Here is a 16,227-nt window from a genome sequence, read left to right as displayed (position 1 = left end):
CGCATGACCGATGGGTGTGCTGCTTATTGATCGACTGCTCATTCAACCATCCAGCTGCTCATATATGCTTAGACGATCCCCGCTTCTCCTCAAGCTCTGTCGCATTGCTCCATCAGCTGGTTACTGCGCTTGTGTACTTTCGGCAGCTGGCGCATCGGCTCCGGCTGGAGGGACCGAGCCATCCGCAGGAGGCTCAAAGCCCTCTGGCGGCTGACCGCCATCTGGACGTTGACCGCCATCTGGACGTTGACCACCTTCCGGACGTTGACCGCCTTCCGGACGTTGACCGCCCATACCCATGCCGCCTCCCATTCCGCCAGCTCCGCCCATGCCCATACCACCGCCGCCTGTTGTGATTCCGGATTCGTTCACCCATGTCACTGCGCTGGTCACCTCGAACTCAACAATCTTCGAATCTCCCGAATAGATAATATACGATGTCCCCTGCTTAATATCCGGTGTGCTGAACAAAATCGACTGGAATGTCTTCGTCGGAGCGAACGCCGCGATTTCGTTGCCATCGACGTCGACTAAACGAACATTCGTGCCGCCTTCCAGCGTTTGCGGGAATGTCATTGCAATAGACTGCTGCGTCGAAGTATCCGATGCTGCCTGCACCATACCCGAGCTGCCCGCCGAAATGAGGACTCCTCCACTGAGGTCGAAGGTGCCGTCATAGTCGAGCGAACCATTGCCGTTGCCCGTTGGACCGTTAACGTAGACTGTGCCGCCGCTCATCTTAATGGAGCCATTGGAGTCTAATCCGTCTCCATTCGCGTCGACCGTAAGCGTACCGCCGCTTATCGTGAGTAGTCTGCTGGAATCGCCGGAGAAGCTATCCTGCGAAGATCGTCCTGACATGCCTGCATTAGCGTCATTGCCGCCTGCTACATTAAAGCCATCATCCGAAGCCGTTACTTGGATTTCTCCACCTAACACGGTAATAGCCGATCCTTCAATTCCTTCATAACTCTTCGCAATATCGATCGTACCGCCTGCAATGGTGAGTGAAGCATCCGCATGCATGCCGTCGTCGCCGGTTGCAATCATGAATGTCCCGCCATGGATTAGCATATTGCCATTGGTGTGCACAGCATCGTCTGCCGCATCTACATGGAATATACCCCCGTCTATCTGCAAGCTGCTGCCCGCCTTCAGCGCCTTCGCGCTAGACGACTCCGACTCCGTTCCGTCCGTCGATGAGCTTACAGTCGTACCCGTCGCGATGGCAGCTCCTGACGCATCTATCGCACCGTTACCGGATTCAGATGCAGCTTCCGCACCTGACGCTCCGCCTGACGCACCTCTCGCTCTCGGAGCTCCGCTTTGCTGCCCGCTTCCTCCTCGACTGCCGCCACCGAAGCCTCCACCTCCAAAGCCGTTTTCTTCGGTATGCGTGACGCCGTTCACATTGCCGCCGCCGCTCTCCAATTGGAAGTTGCCATCCTTAACAAACAAGGATGTCTCTGCCTGTATAGCATCGTTGACAGAAACAATATGGAAGGCTCCTCCTCCGATGGCAACAATACCTTTGCCTTCTTCTTCGGCGTTTGTTGCTTTGACGCCGTCACCGCCTGCGTCCACTGTAAGGCTCACGCCCTCCAGAGCAGCAACACGATCCTTTCCTACAAGTCCGTCATCGACTGACTTCACATTAATCGTACCGGATACCAGCAGAAGATCATCCTTGCTCTTGATTCCATCATTATAGTTCCCCTCGACCGTCAGGGCGCCGGTTCCGTTAATGATCAGATCTGCTTTGCTGAACATGGCTGCATCCGGCTCATCCTCAGAAGCATCAGCGTAGACATATTCCGCTTCATCCGACAGCTTGTTCTCCGTTCCCTCCTGCAGGGTGACGATCACTTTGCCAGCTTCCTCGATATAGAAAGGCGCATTGTCCTTGTCATTGATCTCGACACCATTAAGCACGACATGCACCATACCATCCGGTACAAAGATGGATACCTGTCCGCCAGTCAATTGTCCGCTCAGCACGTACGTACCAGCTGCAGTAATGCTGACCGATCCCCCTTCCGCCGCCGTCGCGCCGCTGCCGCTCACAGAAGCAGTTGTTCCGTCAAAGGCGATGCTGGTCGAAGAGTCCGCGCTCCAGGATGTATCGTAATCTTCTTCATCAAACGTCACAAGCTCGTCCATGGTCAGATTCACTAGCTCAGTCGATGTCGGTGTCGATGTCGAAGTAGAAGCCTCATCATTCAAGACCTCGGACACAGCCTGCTCCGCCGATACACCATAGACGCTTCCTTCATCCTTGCTGCACGCCGAAGTCAGGAGCACCGCGCACAATGCGATGACGCCTACATAATGCTTGATTTTATTATTCTTCATCAAGTAGACTTCCTTTCGTTATTCCCATCCAAATTCCATACATCATATAACCCAGCGCCTATGCCCACCGTTCCAAATCATTAATAATCCGCTGCCGCGGTAGGTGTCATCGTAAGCGAGACGTCCAAATTGCCGTTCCGGCAACGAATCGCATCCAGCAATTCCTTCTGATTCACGGTCTGACCAAGCGTTATACTATACACAAGCTCATACAGACTTCCAAGCTCCGTCGTCCGCACCCGTCTCAGCTCATACGCCACGCCGAATTGCTCAAACACTTGACCAAACGCTTCCTCGTAGCCCAGGTTTTCGGGAACTGTTACCTTCAATTGCTTCTGTTCTGACTTTCTTGCACCGTATTTGATTTTGCTCAGCACGAACATCAGCACACACAGCATGATTGTGAACAGCACTCCGTAGCCGAAAGCTCCCACACCACAGGCAAGTCCCGCGGCCATTGTAAATAGTACATATGCAATATCTCTTGGATCACCTGGCGCGCTGCGGAACCGGATAATCGAGAAGGCACCCGCCAGACTGAACGCCCGTGCGATGTTGCTGCCGATAAGAAGAATAATAATAGAAACAATGACGGGCAAAATAACCATAGTCAGTGTAAAGTTGGCAGAATATCCGCTCGGATTCGTACGCATGTACGTCATGCTGATAATACCGCCAAGCACAACTGCAATCAGAATCGTGGCAACAGCCGTCCCGAAGGTCATGGTCGTCTCTGCTGTCGTCGGATTAAATATTGATTGAAAATCAAACATATAACACACGCTCGCTTTCTTGTTGTGGGATAGAGATGGACTTGCCTGACGGGATCGCGATGCTGCCTGACGGGAAAACGATATTAGCTGTGCCGTCACCTCCGTGCTCGGAGATCATATGACCACGCACCGTCTTCTTGTATTCGTTTCCGTATTTGGAGAAGCTTGTGCGGTACAAGCCATGCTCCGAAAGCAGCCGCGACAGCCACAAAGGCACTGTTTTTTCGGCTTTGACTTCCATTAGCCATTTGCCGTCTGCATGCAGTGATTCGCCATGATCGCCAAGCTCCAAACCCAGATCGTAACGCCGATGACGGATATTCGTATCGAATGTAATGCGCAAATCCCTGCTTTCCTTACTGAACATCGCTTTACGCTCGTAAGCCAGGTACACCTTTGGTTCTAGCTCATATCGGCTTAAAAAGTACGCGATCTCGGCTACCACCTGTTTGTTCATGTACGGCTGGTACTCGGGAGTGATACCTGTGCGGACGAATTCATACGCTTCGCTAAGCTTTAGTCCCGTCCTGCGTTTGTTGACAAGTCCAAACACCTTTTTCTTTAGCTCCAAGTACACTTTTGCGTCGCCGCCTGGCACTCCATATGCTCTCAGCCTGAGCTTTTCCTTGTACTTTGGCTTCGACAAGCTGGTGCGGATGAGCGAATGATGTGCCGTATCGAAATACAAATTGCAAATCGAATAATATTCGTGTTGCTTGTTATAGTCATCCAGCTCCATATAGTCGAGCAGATCGTCATAGAAATTCCGATATGCCGCGTCGTCTAGCAAATATTTGTTTTCGTATCGGTTGAACACCTCGATGGCCATTGCCGGTCCTCCTTTTCCTCACTTACCTGCTTGCTTGATTGATTGCTTGATTGATTGATTGATTGATTGATTGAATAATTGCTTGATTGATTGATAGTCACGCTTGCCTTGTCTGTATATTAGCCCTCCAACCTTGAATGAACCTTAAACGACTTTACAATTCCTCAAAAAAAATTACGCTTCATTATATTGCTTGATATAGCTTGAATCTGCACCCAATAGCTTGATTTAGTTCCATATAGCCTGCTGACGCGGTCGCTCTATCTCTTCAGCCTCCCTGAGTCCGCCACTTCTTGTGACCGAAAGTTAAGGTTGATTCAAGGTTGACTTGTTATAATAACAACATGAACAGAGTACACAAGCAGAGGATGAACGATCGATGCGAATCTTGATCGCGGAAGACGAACAACATTTGGCTGAGGCCTTATCTCAAATACTCAAAAAACAACACTACTCCGTAGACATTGTGCATGATGGTCGCTCCGCTTTTGATTACGCGCTCAGCGGCATTTATGACCTGCTTTTGCTCGACATTATGATGCCTGAGATGGATGGGATCGCTGTACTTCGCAAGCTGCGGGGAGAAGGCGTGTCCACGCCGGTCATACTGTTAACGGCAAAGGGAGAAATTACGGATAAAGTCGCTGGTCTTGACCACGGCGCAGATGACTATATCGCCAAACCATTCTCCACCGAGGAGCTGCTCGCGCGAATCCGGGCGGCGCTGCGGCGAAAGGGCGAGGTTATTCCCGAGGACGGCATCACTTTGGGCGATATCGAGCTGAATACAGCCCAGTTGAAGGTTACTGTCAAAGGCAAGGAGCTCAAGCTGAACTTAAAGGAATGCGAGCTTCTAGAGCTGCTGATGACGCGCAAGCAAGCCGTAACGTCCAAGGAGCAAATTATCGAAAAGCTGTGGGGATTTGATTCGGATGCGGAGTACAACAATGTGGAAGTGTATATTTCTTTCCTTAGGAAGAAGCTGACCTTCCTCCACTCCAATGTGAAAATCAACACCATTCGCGGGGTAGGGTATGTCCTCGAGGTGGCCAAATAAGATGTTCAAAAAACTGAAAAACCGCTTCCTCCTCCTGAATCTTGTCACGATTTCCGTTATGATGCTGGTAGCCTTCGTCACTATTTATACGATCACTTATCAAGACGTACGTCGCGATATCGATACTGAATTGCATAAGACATCAGAGTTCTTCCGAATGCCTCACGGCGGCGATAACAAACGAGGCTTGTTGGATGTCGGCTTCCTGAGTGGACTGCTCGGCGAACCTCCGATCCAATCCGGTTATGGCGGTCCTCCTCCGGGTCGAACCGTTTCCTTCATGTTATTGGCTGACCAAGACGGTGACATTACGGTGACAGACTCACGCTTCGATCTCGAAGACGGCTTCTACGAAGAAGCGCTTATCAAGGCTCTCGCAAGCGGTGGAGAGACTGGACAATTCGCGCATGACGGCAACGATTGGGCGTTCAACGCGCAAGCAACGAACGTGGGCACGTTATTCGTCTTTATGGACGTTACCGCTCAACAGGCCATACTCACGAATTTGATCTACACCTTTGCAGCCGTTGGATTAGGCATGTTGATTGTTATCTTTTTTATCAGCCAGTTCTTCGCCAATCGTTCCATCAAGCCTGTCAAGGATGCTTTCGAGAAACAAAAACAATTTATCGCAGACGCCTCGCATGAGCTCAAGACACCACTCGCTGTCATTCAGACCAATACGGATGTGCTGCTCGCTAATCGAGAAGAAACGATTGCCAGCCAGGAGAAGTGGCTGCATTACATCAAACAGGAAACGAGCCGAATGGCTAAGCTAACGGGAGATTTGCTCTATTTGACTGAGATGGAGGAAGCTCGCTCCGCTATGATGTATGCCGAATTCGATCTCAGCGACACATTGGAAACCATTATGCTCACGATGGAAGCCGTCATCTTCGAGAAGCAGCTCCGGCTGAATTACAATATCGAGCCTGATCTCCAAACGCACGGTAGTGCCGAGCAGATGAAACAGGTGATTATGATTCTTCTTGATAACGCCATCAAGTATACGGGCACCCGTGGCATCATTACGATCTCACTCCATAAGGTTCAGAATGACGCATTGTTGTCGGTGACCAATACCGGGGAAGGTATCGCACCCGAGCATCTCGGCCGTATCTTCGATCGTTTCTATCGTACGGACGCCTCCCGTTCCCGCTCCCAAGGCGGTCATGGACTCGGCCTGGCAATCGCCCGCTCCATCGTCGACCAGCATGGCGGCAAGCTCCAAGCACGCAGCACGCTTGGGGAGTCCACAACATTCCTGCTGCAGCTGCCAACGGTGTAGCCGACTGCGCTCATCAGTAGCGGCTCCCTACTTCATCACGCACGACTGGCCCTCCGCCGATCTTCCGGTGGAGGGCTGGTCTATGCAGCTTCGGACTTGTTCATACAACTGCGGACTGGTTCATACAACTTCTAGGACCACCGCTTATACTATGTCGAATATCCTACGTTTCACGCTCGATCGTATTTGTATTCTCCGCCTCAAACGCACGGCCCAATCGTATGTGAAATTCTACATACAATGTGCTGCGACCCAAGCATACCGCCCAAACGTATGTAATATTCTACATACGATGGCTTCGACCCAACCACACGGGCCGAACGTATGTGAAATTCTACATACAATGGCTTCAACCCAAGCATACCGCCCCAATGTATGTAAAATTCTACATACAATGTGCTGTGACCCAACCACACGGCTCAAACGTATGTGAAATTCTACATACGTTGTGCTTCAACCCAAGCATGTGGCTGTAGCGTCAAGAAGTTTGTGTAAGGCGGTAAGGATATCAATCGGGATGATGGATAAGATAAGAGAGATACTCTAATGTTCTGACAGTGTTGCTGGCGGGGGATTAAGCCCCATACTTGTTCGGTAATTACTGGTTACTTAAGCGTTGTGGATAACGTTAGTTAAACATATCAGCAAGCTTCTTCTTGACCTCTATCATCCCGATTCCAGGTGTGACGCGTTCTGCATTCGTATCGTTGTACTCGATGTATTGTAAGTAGACGTCTTTCTCGGCTGCATCCATGTTCGTTAAACTTTTCTTTGGCTTGAGTCGCTTACGGAACTCCATGTTCATGCGCTCGATGGGGTTCAGAGTCTAGATGGCCAAGATTTTCAAATAGATTATTCATCGTGTTTTTGGTTATATTAGTCATAGGTAGGGTCCTTTCTCTGGTGGCATCGTAACCCCGAGGAGACCCTACTATTTTGTGCTCGGCTCGACCACAAATCTTGGTACACAATCTATTGCACATCCTCCTCGCTACGCCTAATAGCCCGAATAATCGGGCTATAGAGCTTTCCTATACATCTTAGTTACCTGGGGCTGCTTGGCTCTTAGTTCATGCACCTTGCTCCCCTTAAGCTCCTTGGTCTAGACCTTATGCTCCATGACTTGCTCCTTGATCTTGACCTTGACCTGCTCCTTCATCTTGACCTTGACTTGCTCCTTGACCTTGACCTGCTCCTTGACCTGACCGGCTTATTGACCTTGACCTACTCCTTGACCTGGTGCTTGGCCTTGACCTGCTCCTTGACCACGTCCGCCAGCACCTTGCTGTCCGAAGTTTTGGCCACCGGGGCCTCCTCCGCCTACACCTCTGCCTCCGTTACCGTTGTCACCCAGCTTCGACATATCAACCGTAGATGCGTCAACAAGTGCGTTCGGGCTGGCTTCCTGCCCTTCTGTCGTCGAAGGAATTTCACCATTTAGCTGCTTCTGAATGCTTTCGCCGCGCAACGTTCCTAGCTTGCTCAGTTCGACCACTGCTGCTTGATACTCCGAGTATGTGATAAACGCGGTTGGATCCTGCTCCACATGCTCCGCAATGAGTTCATTCAGGCTGTTCACCTTCTGTTCGAATTTGCCGTCCGAGAAGTAACCGTCCACGATTTCCTTCAGGTACGCATGATACTGCTCCTTATATTCGTCAACCTCCAGCAGCTTGCCGAGAATCGGACGTTCTTCCAGCGTAACGCCGGAGAGAGGTGTATCGATTGCCTGATTGATGACATCAGAGGCTTCCCCTGTCTGGAACCCTCCAAACGCCATATTGTAATCCCAAGGCAGCATAGTGAGCTTGCCATCATTCTCGTATAGGATATAGTTGTGCGCCATGTTCGACGTATAGCTGTCCATATTTACTACAACCGTATGAGCGGCAAAATAACGCAGTACGGCGTCCACATCCACGACTTCCTCCAGATTCGACCCTTCGCTCAACTGCTTCAACGCATCGATTACGCGCCTTTGATCTTCCTCTGTCGTCTTAGTCTCCGCATTGTCAAAAATTGCAGAATAGCTGGAAAGCTCATCGTCGGTATACACAAGTGACACACCGTTGCCGCTTCCGTTCATGCCGCCGCCACCGCCACCGGGGCCTCGGTTTCCACCAGCTGCACCACCTATTGCGTCTTCCGGTCTGCCTCCAGCCACACCACCTGGGAATTCGCCATTTGCTGGCGGCTGCACACCCTCGGTTCCGGCAGGCATCCCTTGTCCCGCTGCACTTCCGTCCATCGGAGCTGCTGGAGGACCCCCTTCAACGGCGCCTGCCGGACCTGCTGCTCCATTGCCATTCATAGCTGCGCCTTCACCTGTATTAGCGCCGGCCATAGGCAACTGTCCAGGACCTATCGCACCGAGAGCTACATCTCCATCGTTGTTCGGCTTATAGAGCTCGCCTTCGTCTCCCTGGGCGCGGGCAAGGTAGCCACTGTCGATGTCCTCTACTGCCAGATAGAAGCCCCAAGCTTCGCCATTCACCTCAATATCCGCGTAGGAGAACAACGGAGCGTCTACTCCGATATAGCTCATGATGTCGTAGCTCAAATATTCTTTCATATAACTGTTATCCGTAGTCATGTTGTTCACGACTAGCTTGTCTAGTCCCATCCAGGTTTGATCCGCCACGTATTCGTCAAATTTAATCTTGAAGCTGTAACGATCCGTTGTATCATCGTTGGCTACCTGCCGCAGACTGGAATTACCCTTCGGCCGAATGCCTACATTCTGAATCGTTGTGCCGTTAATCGTTATGTCAGCAGAAATATATTCCTCTTCGGCTGCGTTATCCAGCATCTCCTGCCAAGCAGCCTCGTCCGCATCGATCGAGATCGACATGATATCATCCTTATCCATCTCTGCCGCGTAGCCTACCTCAACAACAGTATCAACAGTCTCAGTCTTTTCCCCTGCACTGCCTCCGAATGTACATCCCGTCATCATCATAGAGCTAACGATCGTAATCCCCGCCAGCTTGATCCACCTGTTCGCTTTCATCTATCATCGCCCTCTCTCAGCTTTGTATATATTACTTTTACCTGACCGTATGGATCTATCCTAAACAATGAATCTTAAATGAATCTGAATCAGCTCGAGCGGATGAATGTAATTTCCGTATGGTACGAAAGTCTACCATCACCCACCACTAAAGAGACCAAACAAACTACACCCATGACTGACGAGGGAATTAGAGATGCGAGATATAATTGGTGTAACGAACAAGAACAATCCATTGAAGGAGGGCACCGCGTTGAAACGCTATACAATCCGATCCATAGTCGCATGTACTGCAATATCGTTCGCGCTAGCTACGGGCACTGTATACGCGGCAACCGACGCCGGTTCGTACCTTCGACAATGGTATGAGACAAGAACGCAGCACGCACAAACGCAACTATCGGATGCAATCGAACTTGCAACAGCGGACGCAGCATCGCCCATCGCCGAGCTCTCCACAGAGTTGGCCGTTGACGCCGATGACGCACTCTTGCTGCAAGCTGAGACCATCCAGAGCAACAACGCCTCAGTCATACAGGCCTATGGCAGCAAGTACGCGGATAAAGTGGTTGCCGCCGAACAATTGGCTACAACCGCTATGCAACTAGAGTTCGACGCTTATGTAGAACGGGCTTCCCGCGAGAATGCGGATGAGCTGGAGCAGACACTGATCGATACGATCGAAGAGCTGACAGAGCAACTGGACAGCGAATAATTAAACCACCCATAATCGAAAATCAAAGGAGAATGAACAATGAAATCGACAAAAACTAAAGTAGTAGCAGGCGTAATCGCAGTAGGTATGGTAGCTTCCATGGGAACGGCTTTCGCAGCAACTGACGCAGGCGGTCAATTGACAAACTGGTATAACGCAGCTTCCACATCAATTAAAGGAATCATTACTGGCGAATTCACAGCTTACAGCGATGATGCGAAAGCAGATCATAAAAATACTGTAGATGGTATTATCAAACAATCCCGTGAAAACATTCGCGATCTAGGCATTGCTGAGAAAAATGATGTTAATGCTCAGATCAATGCTCAAGTCACTACGTATACAACGCAAATCAGCAATGCTCAATCATCTATCCAAAGCAATATCGGTAGCGAATTCGATACATTCGTAGGAATCGAGAACGGTAAAACTTCGGATGCTGTCAATGCAATCGGATTGCAAAACCAAAAAGATCTTGGCAACGCTATTCGTAACCATCAGAACTGGTATGCAGACACATACCTCGTAAACGAAACAAACATAACCCATGCAGCTGCTAAAACGACATTAGAAACAGCAATTAGCACTGCTAAAGGCGCATTGAATGACTCCCTAGCTACAGAACAAGGTATCGCAGCTACTGAACTGCAAAATCATCTGGATGGTGCAATCAGTTCCTTGCAAGGTCAATTAAATGATCAAGCTGCAGATGGCGTTGCTGCTGCAAAAGTAGTTATTGAAGCAAAAGGTGAAGCACTTCTTGAAACAAGCTTGTCTGCTCTTGATGCAATCGTAGACGGCATCGACGAATAATACAACAAAGCATTGCAACAGTAACGATTAGCGGGAAGCCCTGGTACCGGGGCTTCCCCCTGTTTTGACTATTCAACGAAAGGAAGGTTGGCATGAAGAATTTATGCAAACATAAGGTCGCTACTGGAATTGTTGCTTTAATTATTGCCCTTACAGCATCAATGGGTGTCGCTTATGCGGATCTTGACGTTGCCGGTACGCTACAGGCTTGGTTTAACAAGAAGACGGACAGCGCCATTACTAGCCTGGAACAATCCATGCAATCGGATCTAGAAACGCAGAAAGAAGAATTAAAACAACAATTGCAGACACGACTCGCCACTTCCTCCTCAGAACTGGACGCTTACACCGAAACGATACGTGAACAATATATTGATGCAATTCAGGCGCATTCCGCTAAACTACTTGAATCCACTACGTTCGACCGTGAAGAGGATCGGCAGCAGATTGAACAGAAGCTACAAGCAATTTTAGACAGCGCAACAGGAGCAATGAATTCGCTTATGGAAAGCTACATACCACCTGCCGCTGTATTTACACCGACTGAACTGCAGCCTGCACCGATAAATACTCCTGAGGCTTCCAATTTACCTACTGCAACAGCAGATGCGATTGTCATTTTGGAGACAGTAGAGGAAGAATTGTTGCTCCCTTCGCCTACTGCTTTACCAATCGAGTCATTATTGCCCACGGAGGAGACAACCTATTCGCCTTCAGCGACTCCGAGTCCTGTATCATAATATAAGCTTGGAACACTATAATTGAATGAACTTATAAGGCGGTGACTACACAGCCATGGCAGATTCCATACAAGCCGTTGAAGAAACTCGCATAAGCAGACAACGCTCTTCGTCCCCTACTGGTCGCCCATCTATATGGAGGCGTATCAGTCTCCTTCTTCTAGCAGGCCTCCTCTTCCTTGTAGTTCACAATTCAACTGGACTTATGAAGGTATCTGGTCAATCCATGCTGCCTTCTCTGGAAAATGGTGATATCTTGCTCATGAACAAGGTATCTATGCTGCTTAAGAAACCCAAATACGGAGATGTTATGATCATACATCTCGACTCATTAGGTTATAATATCGTAAAGCGAGTGATTGCGGTTGAGGGAGATATCATCTCTATTACAGATGGTACCACCTACGTGAATGGACAACCCCTTGTTGAACTTTATACATATGGTGCATCAGGCGATATGCCAGAGACCCAGGTTGCGAACGGTCATGTGTTCGTCATGGGGGATAATCGTACACCTGGCGAAAGCTTGGATAGTCGCGACCCTCTAATTGCACAAGTTCCCCTCTCTTCTATGCGTGGTTTCGTAGCCGTCTCATTATGGCCTATGCGATCCATCTCAAAGCCACTGGAGTTGTAAGGCTTAAGGACAATGAAGAAGCCGCCCGGAGCTAAGTCCAGGCGGCTTCCTCTATGATATGCAGTTCGTTTCATTCTTCATTGAATGCTCTCGTACTGAACCAATCCCTTGGACATTGCGAACAAAGCTGCTTGTGTCCGATCCGCTAGATTCAGCTTCGCTAGAATCTGGCTGACATGTTTCTTGACCGTAAATTCGGTGATAAACAGCTCGCTCGCAATCTCCTTATTGGGACGTCCCTTGCCGAGCTCGATTAGTACTTCCAGCTCCTTGGGAGTCAGCTCGTCCAATCCGCCAGAATGGGCTCTAGCCGCGGAATCAGCAAGCAGCGTGTCCATAAAGACGGGATCATAATATTTGCGCCCGCGAGCGACTACCTCTACCGCGTACAGCAGATCCTCAGGCATTGCTTCCTTGAGGCACATCCCTTCCACACCTAGCGACTGGGCAAGCTTAAGCTCGCTGCCGGTTGCTGAGGATGTCAGAATAAGGAACTTGGATCCATGTCCAAGCTGCCGTGCCCGCTGAATGAAGTCGAGCCCCTTGTCCTTGCCAAGATTTAGATCTACTAATGCGATATCCGGTCTTACTTTATCCATAAGAGCTAATGCATCTTCTGCGTTGGATGCTTCGCCTGCGATGTCGAATTGTTGTTCCATACTTAAGACCATTCGGATACCCTGACGGACCAAAGGATGATCGTCTAGGATCATGATTGCTGGCATCCATTTCCCTCCTGCTTCGACTGAAGTATGCTATAATAATTTTAGAAAATTACTCCTACCTTAGCACTATTTTCATTCTAACTCATATGCAACTATTTGACTACATTAATTTCCAATTGGGAGAGCATATGTCACTCGTGTCGTTCAAAAATAATACATTATATCTCTTTCTAGGCTGCAGATGGGCATTGTTGGTCGTCACTTTACTCGTCTACGCCATTCAATATGGCAGCCATTTGTCCGAGGCAGGTCTTGCGATCGCGGCAATTGCGTGCCTCACCTTCTATAGCTTGGCGATGCTGCATACCACCGAACAGAAGCAGAAGAGCGTAGCGATCATCGCTGCCGATCTACTTGCTGGGGCCATCCTGCTCTATGCAGCGGATAGCTTCACTTACGCGCTGCTGTGTTACGGCTTATCGGGGCTGCTGATTCTTAAGCTCTATATCGGACGGAAGCTGTTTCATGTCATCGCGGTCTCCTACATCCTGTTGTTGCCTATCGTCGCGTATCAGCTTTCACAATCATCTTCCCTTCCCTACGTCACGGATACAAGTGAATACTGGGTGCTCGTTTTGATATTCTATATCGTCGTGTGGATCGAAGGACGCGCTTCAAGCCTGGTCATACGTCATTTGCGCAGCTTAGCCCGTATCTACGCCTCAACAGATACTGCTCCCAATCTTGATCTCCGACTCCCGGAAGCTATCGCTCGAACGGAGAAGTCCCTACGCAGTCTCTTACAGCATCGCGATCTATGGCTCTGCCTGGACTCTCCTCTGCTGAGAGAAAGAGATAAAAGCATCCAGCATATTTATTACGCCCAGCGTTTGGCCGAACATCCGCCGATTATTAAAAGCGGTTATATTCAATCCTTCTCCCCTGTTGGCGAACAGACCGAGCTCTACGTGCAGGCGTTACAAGATGCAAGCCGGCATCGCTACGGCTGGCTAATTCTGAAGACGGACGAGCGTAAACTGTCCTGGATGGACATCGTGTATATACGGCTGACATTAGTGAAGTTTGCTCACCAGTATGAGATGGGCAATCGCTTTGCTGCGATGCAGGAACAGGCTGTTGCGCTGGAGAGAGATGCCATCGCACAAGACATTCATGACGGTATTGCGCAAGAGCTATTTTTTCAATCGATCAAGCTGTTCCAACTCAAGAAAGTGCTGCAGCAAGACCATGCATCCAGCGCAATCGATATCGTGACGGAGATGGAAGGCAAAGTAAAAGAAAATCACCGCCAAATTCGCGAATTTATCGAGGAACTAAAGGGTGAGAAGCGTAAGTTTAATCTGCAAGATGCCGTCGAGAGTCTGTTACACCGCATCGTAGACGGCAGTGGTGTGGAGCTAACCTTCCAGCTTGAAGGGTGGGTGGCCAAAGAGAAAATCGAGATTGAAGAAGCCATCTATCATCTGATCGAAGAAGCCGCCAACAATGTCCTGAAGCACGCCAGCGCACGACAGCTGTTCGTCAAGCTGGAGGTCACTAGCGTTCAATGGACCGTACTGGTGCAAGATGATGGCAAAGGGATGGATACAGAAGCGGCATCCATACATGGAAAGCTGGGGATTAAAGGAATGAAGAATCGTATCGAAACGCTGAACGGTCTTCTCTTCCTCCAGTCAGATTCGGGCAGGGGCACAACAGTCAAAGCAGTCATACCAAGGAGAGGAGCTTAGCTTATGTACAAAGTCGTCATTGCGGATGATCGGCCTCATGCGAGGCAAGGACTTCGTCTCTTGCTGTCCTGCTCGTCAGACTACTCTATAATCGGCGAGGCCTGTGACGGTACAGAAGCGATCGAGCGTACCTCGGACCTCAGACCCGATCTGCTGCTCACGGATCTTAAGATGCCTGGGCGATCCATCATCGATGGTGCTGCTATGCTTAAAGCAGCCCAACCACATTTAAAAATGATCGTTCTGACAGCCTTCGATGATAGCGAAGATATATATCGCGCCATTCATTCGGGCATCGATGGTTATCTCATGAAGGATACCGATCCTGGTTATATTCTGCAGGTGATTCATGATGTCATGAACGGGTCTACTTACTATCAATCCAAAGATAATAAACTCGCAGCATCCTCCGAAAATAGAGGTGTGTCGTGAACGTTAATAAATGGCTCAACCTTCCCCTTCAACAGCTGCTTCTGGCATTGATCGGGATCATGACTTCCGTGCTCGTTATCGTCGGTCTCCTGGACACGAACCTAAGCGCCGCATACGACATACCCGAGAATATCTGGATTGCCATTGCGATTACCGCCTGCTCTTGGGGGATGTATAGTATTCAGCGTCGGTTATTCAAGCATCGCCGATTAAGTGAATGGATGACGTTAGTGTATCCGTTTCTTATGCTCGTATTCTTATCGGTCTATATTCCAGAGCTTGTCGCTCAAATGTGGAGCCTGCTCTTGTTTTATCCCATCATGATCAGCATGGTGACGAATGTAAGGCTGTATGGTTATGCATCTGCCGTCTTCCTGATTTATTTCACCTTATATACGTTTCTCCTGCTCCCTGAAATCTCAAGCTATAGCAGCGAGTCCACCTTCATCTCCTCCCTCCTTCGTATTGTGCTAGCCTTTGGCAGCGTATTACTAGGAGCCGTATTACTGGCAGGTCAACATCAGCTCAAGCAGCGGAGCGAAGCTGCTGCCATTAGGGGACAGAAGCAACAGGTGCTGAACATGCTGGAGTGCTTTATCCCGGCCCTAGAACGCAAGACGCAAACATCGCGTAAAGAAATTAACGATATGAGCCAATTGATGAAAGCACTGTGGCAGCAGCTTGGCGACGGTACCAAAAAGGATTGGGAGATCGAGTTATTATCGATGCTTCACTATGTAAGCCGCATCAAGCTGCCGGACTATATGTTCGAAAAGGCGGGGAAGCTGTCGGGCTTCGAGCTGGAGGTCGTGCAGGAGCATTGTTTCATGGCTAAGGAGCTCTGCGACGGCATCCCAGCCTTCGAAGAAATTCAATCAGCGTTCCTTTACCATCACGAGAAAATCGACGGCACGGGATATCCGTTCCAGATCAGCGGAGACCGTATCCCGCTGCTCTCCCAAGCGCTGGGACTGGTCGAAGTGTATATGGCTATGACTGCTCCTCGTTCTTACCGAAAAGCAATGTCCGAGCAAGAGGCTTTCCTGGAGCTACGTAAGATGCAAGGCGAATACTTCCGCGCCGATCTTGTAGAAGCATTAGCAAAAACGATACGCGTTGCGGCTTAATAATAAAAAAACCTCCTGACAGCCCAATCAAGCCGCCA

The 16,227-nt window shown here is 49.6% G+C and carries 14 protein-coding genes and 1 pseudogene; 9 read left to right on the top strand and 6 right to left on the bottom strand.

The features are described 5' to 3' along the window. Positions 1-120: 120 nt before the first annotated feature. The 3 genes from ACX1C1_RS07820 to ACX1C1_RS07810 all read right to left on the bottom strand — a co-directional run bounded on the left by ACX1C1_RS07820 (position 121) and on the right by ACX1C1_RS07810 (position 3,954). Entirely contained in the window at positions 121-2,352 is a 2,232-nt protein-coding gene (locus tag ACX1C1_RS07820; protein WP_458956543.1) for a carbohydrate-binding domain-containing protein, read from the bottom strand. 80 nt (positions 2,353-2,432) lie between these two features. Beyond that, entirely contained in the window at positions 2,433-3,125 is a 693-nt protein-coding gene (locus ACX1C1_RS07815) for a DUF4956 domain-containing protein (protein WP_458956542.1), read from the bottom strand. Next, entirely contained in the window at positions 3,118-3,954 is an 837-nt protein-coding gene (locus ACX1C1_RS07810) for a VTC domain-containing protein (protein ID WP_458956541.1), read from the bottom strand. Before ACX1C1_RS07810 ends, ACX1C1_RS07815 begins: the two co-directional genes overlap by 8 nt. Before the next feature lie 379 nt (positions 3,955-4,333). Between ACX1C1_RS07810 and ACX1C1_RS07805 the strand changes: the two genes are divergently transcribed. Together ACX1C1_RS07805 and ACX1C1_RS07800 are read left to right on the top strand one after the other, a co-directional pair. Further along, positions 4,334-5,011, top strand: a complete 678-nt coding sequence (locus tag ACX1C1_RS07805; RefSeq protein ID WP_458956540.1) for a response regulator transcription factor — start codon at positions 4,334-4,336, stop codon at positions 5,009-5,011. A 1-nt stretch (position 5,012) separates the two neighbouring features. Next, on the top strand, positions 5,013-6,299 hold the full coding sequence (locus tag ACX1C1_RS07800) for a sensor histidine kinase (RefSeq protein WP_458956539.1): 1,287 nt from the start codon (positions 5,013-5,015) through the stop codon (positions 6,297-6,299). 628 nt (positions 6,300-6,927) lie between these two features. On the opposite strand, the pseudogene ACX1C1_RS07795 reads toward ACX1C1_RS07800, so the two are convergent. Both ACX1C1_RS07795 and ACX1C1_RS07790 read right to left on the bottom strand, forming a co-directional pair. Beyond that, positions 6,928-7,125: pseudogene (locus ACX1C1_RS07795) on the bottom strand (IS256 family transposase); the annotation flags it as partial. 384 nt (positions 7,126-7,509) lie between these two features. Next, complete coding sequence (locus ACX1C1_RS07790; protein ID WP_458956538.1) at positions 7,510-9,309, bottom strand: CotH kinase family protein; 1,800 nt, start codon at positions 9,307-9,309, stop codon at positions 7,510-7,512. Positions 9,310-9,562: 253 nt separating this feature from the next. On the opposite strand from ACX1C1_RS07790, the gene ACX1C1_RS07785 reads away from it, so the two are divergent. The 4 genes from ACX1C1_RS07785 to lepB all read left to right on the top strand — a co-directional run bounded on the left by ACX1C1_RS07785 (position 9,563) and on the right by lepB (position 12,214). Continuing rightward, on the top strand, positions 9,563-10,024 hold the full coding sequence (locus ACX1C1_RS07785; RefSeq protein ID WP_458956537.1) for a hypothetical protein: 462 nt from the start codon (positions 9,563-9,565) through the stop codon (positions 10,022-10,024). 39 nt (positions 10,025-10,063) lie between these two features. Next, positions 10,064-10,837, top strand: coding sequence for a hypothetical protein (locus ACX1C1_RS07780; RefSeq protein ID WP_458956536.1), 774 nt, complete (start codon positions 10,064-10,066; stop codon positions 10,835-10,837). 92 nt (positions 10,838-10,929) lie between these two features. Beyond that, a complete protein-coding gene (locus ACX1C1_RS07775) occupies positions 10,930-11,577 on the top strand; it encodes a hypothetical protein (protein WP_458956535.1) in 648 nt (215 codons plus the stop codon). Positions 11,578-11,632: 55 nt separating this feature from the next. Beyond that, positions 11,633-12,214 carry a signal peptidase I gene (lepB, locus tag ACX1C1_RS07770; protein WP_458956534.1) on the top strand — a complete coding sequence of 194 codons (582 nt, stop codon included), beginning with the start codon at positions 11,633-11,635 and terminating at the stop codon, positions 12,212-12,214. Positions 12,215-12,291: 77 nt separating this feature from the next. Here the strand turns inward: lepB and ACX1C1_RS07765 are convergent, their stop codons facing one another. Then, the gene (locus ACX1C1_RS07765; protein WP_458956533.1) at positions 12,292-12,939 is read right to left on the bottom strand and encodes a response regulator; all 648 of its coding nucleotides are present in this window, start codon (positions 12,937-12,939) and stop codon (positions 12,292-12,294) included. Between the two features lie 128 nt (positions 12,940-13,067). Between ACX1C1_RS07765 and ACX1C1_RS07760 the strand changes: the two genes are divergently transcribed. Genes ACX1C1_RS07760 through ACX1C1_RS07750 form a run of 3 tightly spaced genes read left to right on the top strand, consistent with a single transcriptional unit; the run spans position 13,068 to position 16,189 of the window. Beyond that, positions 13,068-14,630, top strand: coding sequence for a sensor histidine kinase (locus tag ACX1C1_RS07760; protein ID WP_458956532.1), 1,563 nt, complete (start codon positions 13,068-13,070; stop codon positions 14,628-14,630). 3 nt (positions 14,631-14,633) lie between these two features. Beyond that, positions 14,634-15,062, top strand: coding sequence for a response regulator (locus ACX1C1_RS07755; RefSeq protein WP_458956531.1), 429 nt, complete (start codon positions 14,634-14,636; stop codon positions 15,060-15,062). Beyond that, positions 15,059-16,189, top strand: a complete 1,131-nt coding sequence (locus tag ACX1C1_RS07750) for an HD-GYP domain-containing protein (RefSeq protein WP_458956530.1) — start codon at positions 15,059-15,061, stop codon at positions 16,187-16,189. The genes ACX1C1_RS07755 and ACX1C1_RS07750 overlap by 4 nt, the downstream gene beginning before the upstream one ends. The last annotated feature ends 38 nt before the right edge of the window (positions 16,190-16,227 follow it).

It is taken from the genome of Paenibacillus sp. strain BS8-2 (assembly GCF_054483835.1).
This window is presented reverse-complemented; position numbering and strand designations above follow the sequence as displayed.

Bases quoted from the DNA above. Each gene is read 5' to 3' on its own strand.
- lepB (WP_458956534.1), top strand. From the start codon at position 11,633: ATGGCAGATTCCATACAAGCCGTTGAAGAAACTCGCATAAGCAGACAA.
- ACX1C1_RS07760 (WP_458956532.1), top strand. From the start codon at position 13,068: ATGTCACTCGTGTCGTTCAAAAATAATACATTATATCTCTTTCTAGGC.
- ACX1C1_RS07810 (WP_458956541.1), bottom strand. From the start codon at position 3,954: ATGGCCATCGAGGTGTTCAACCGATACGAAAACAAATATTTGCTAGAC.
- ACX1C1_RS07800 (WP_458956539.1), top strand. From the start codon at position 5,013: ATGTTCAAAAAACTGAAAAACCGCTTCCTCCTCCTGAATCTTGTCACG.
- ACX1C1_RS07790 (WP_458956538.1), bottom strand. From the start codon at position 9,309: ATGAAAGCGAACAGGTGGATCAAGCTGGCGGGGATTACGATCGTTAGC.
- ACX1C1_RS07765 (WP_458956533.1), bottom strand. From the start codon at position 12,939: ATGCCAGCAATCATGATCCTAGACGATCATCCTTTGGTCCGTCAGGGT.
- ACX1C1_RS07805 (WP_458956540.1), top strand. From the start codon at position 4,334: ATGCGAATCTTGATCGCGGAAGACGAACAACATTTGGCTGAGGCCTTA.
- ACX1C1_RS07780 (WP_458956536.1), top strand. From the start codon at position 10,064: ATGAAATCGACAAAAACTAAAGTAGTAGCAGGCGTAATCGCAGTAGGT.
- ACX1C1_RS07775 (WP_458956535.1), top strand. From the start codon at position 10,930: ATGAAGAATTTATGCAAACATAAGGTCGCTACTGGAATTGTTGCTTTA.
- ACX1C1_RS07755 (WP_458956531.1), top strand. From the start codon at position 14,634: ATGTACAAAGTCGTCATTGCGGATGATCGGCCTCATGCGAGGCAAGGA.
- ACX1C1_RS07815 (WP_458956542.1), bottom strand. From the start codon at position 3,125: ATGTTTGATTTTCAATCAATATTTAATCCGACGACAGCAGAGACGACC.
- ACX1C1_RS07820 (WP_458956543.1), bottom strand. From the start codon at position 2,352: ATGAAGAATAATAAAATCAAGCATTATGTAGGCGTCATCGCATTGTGC.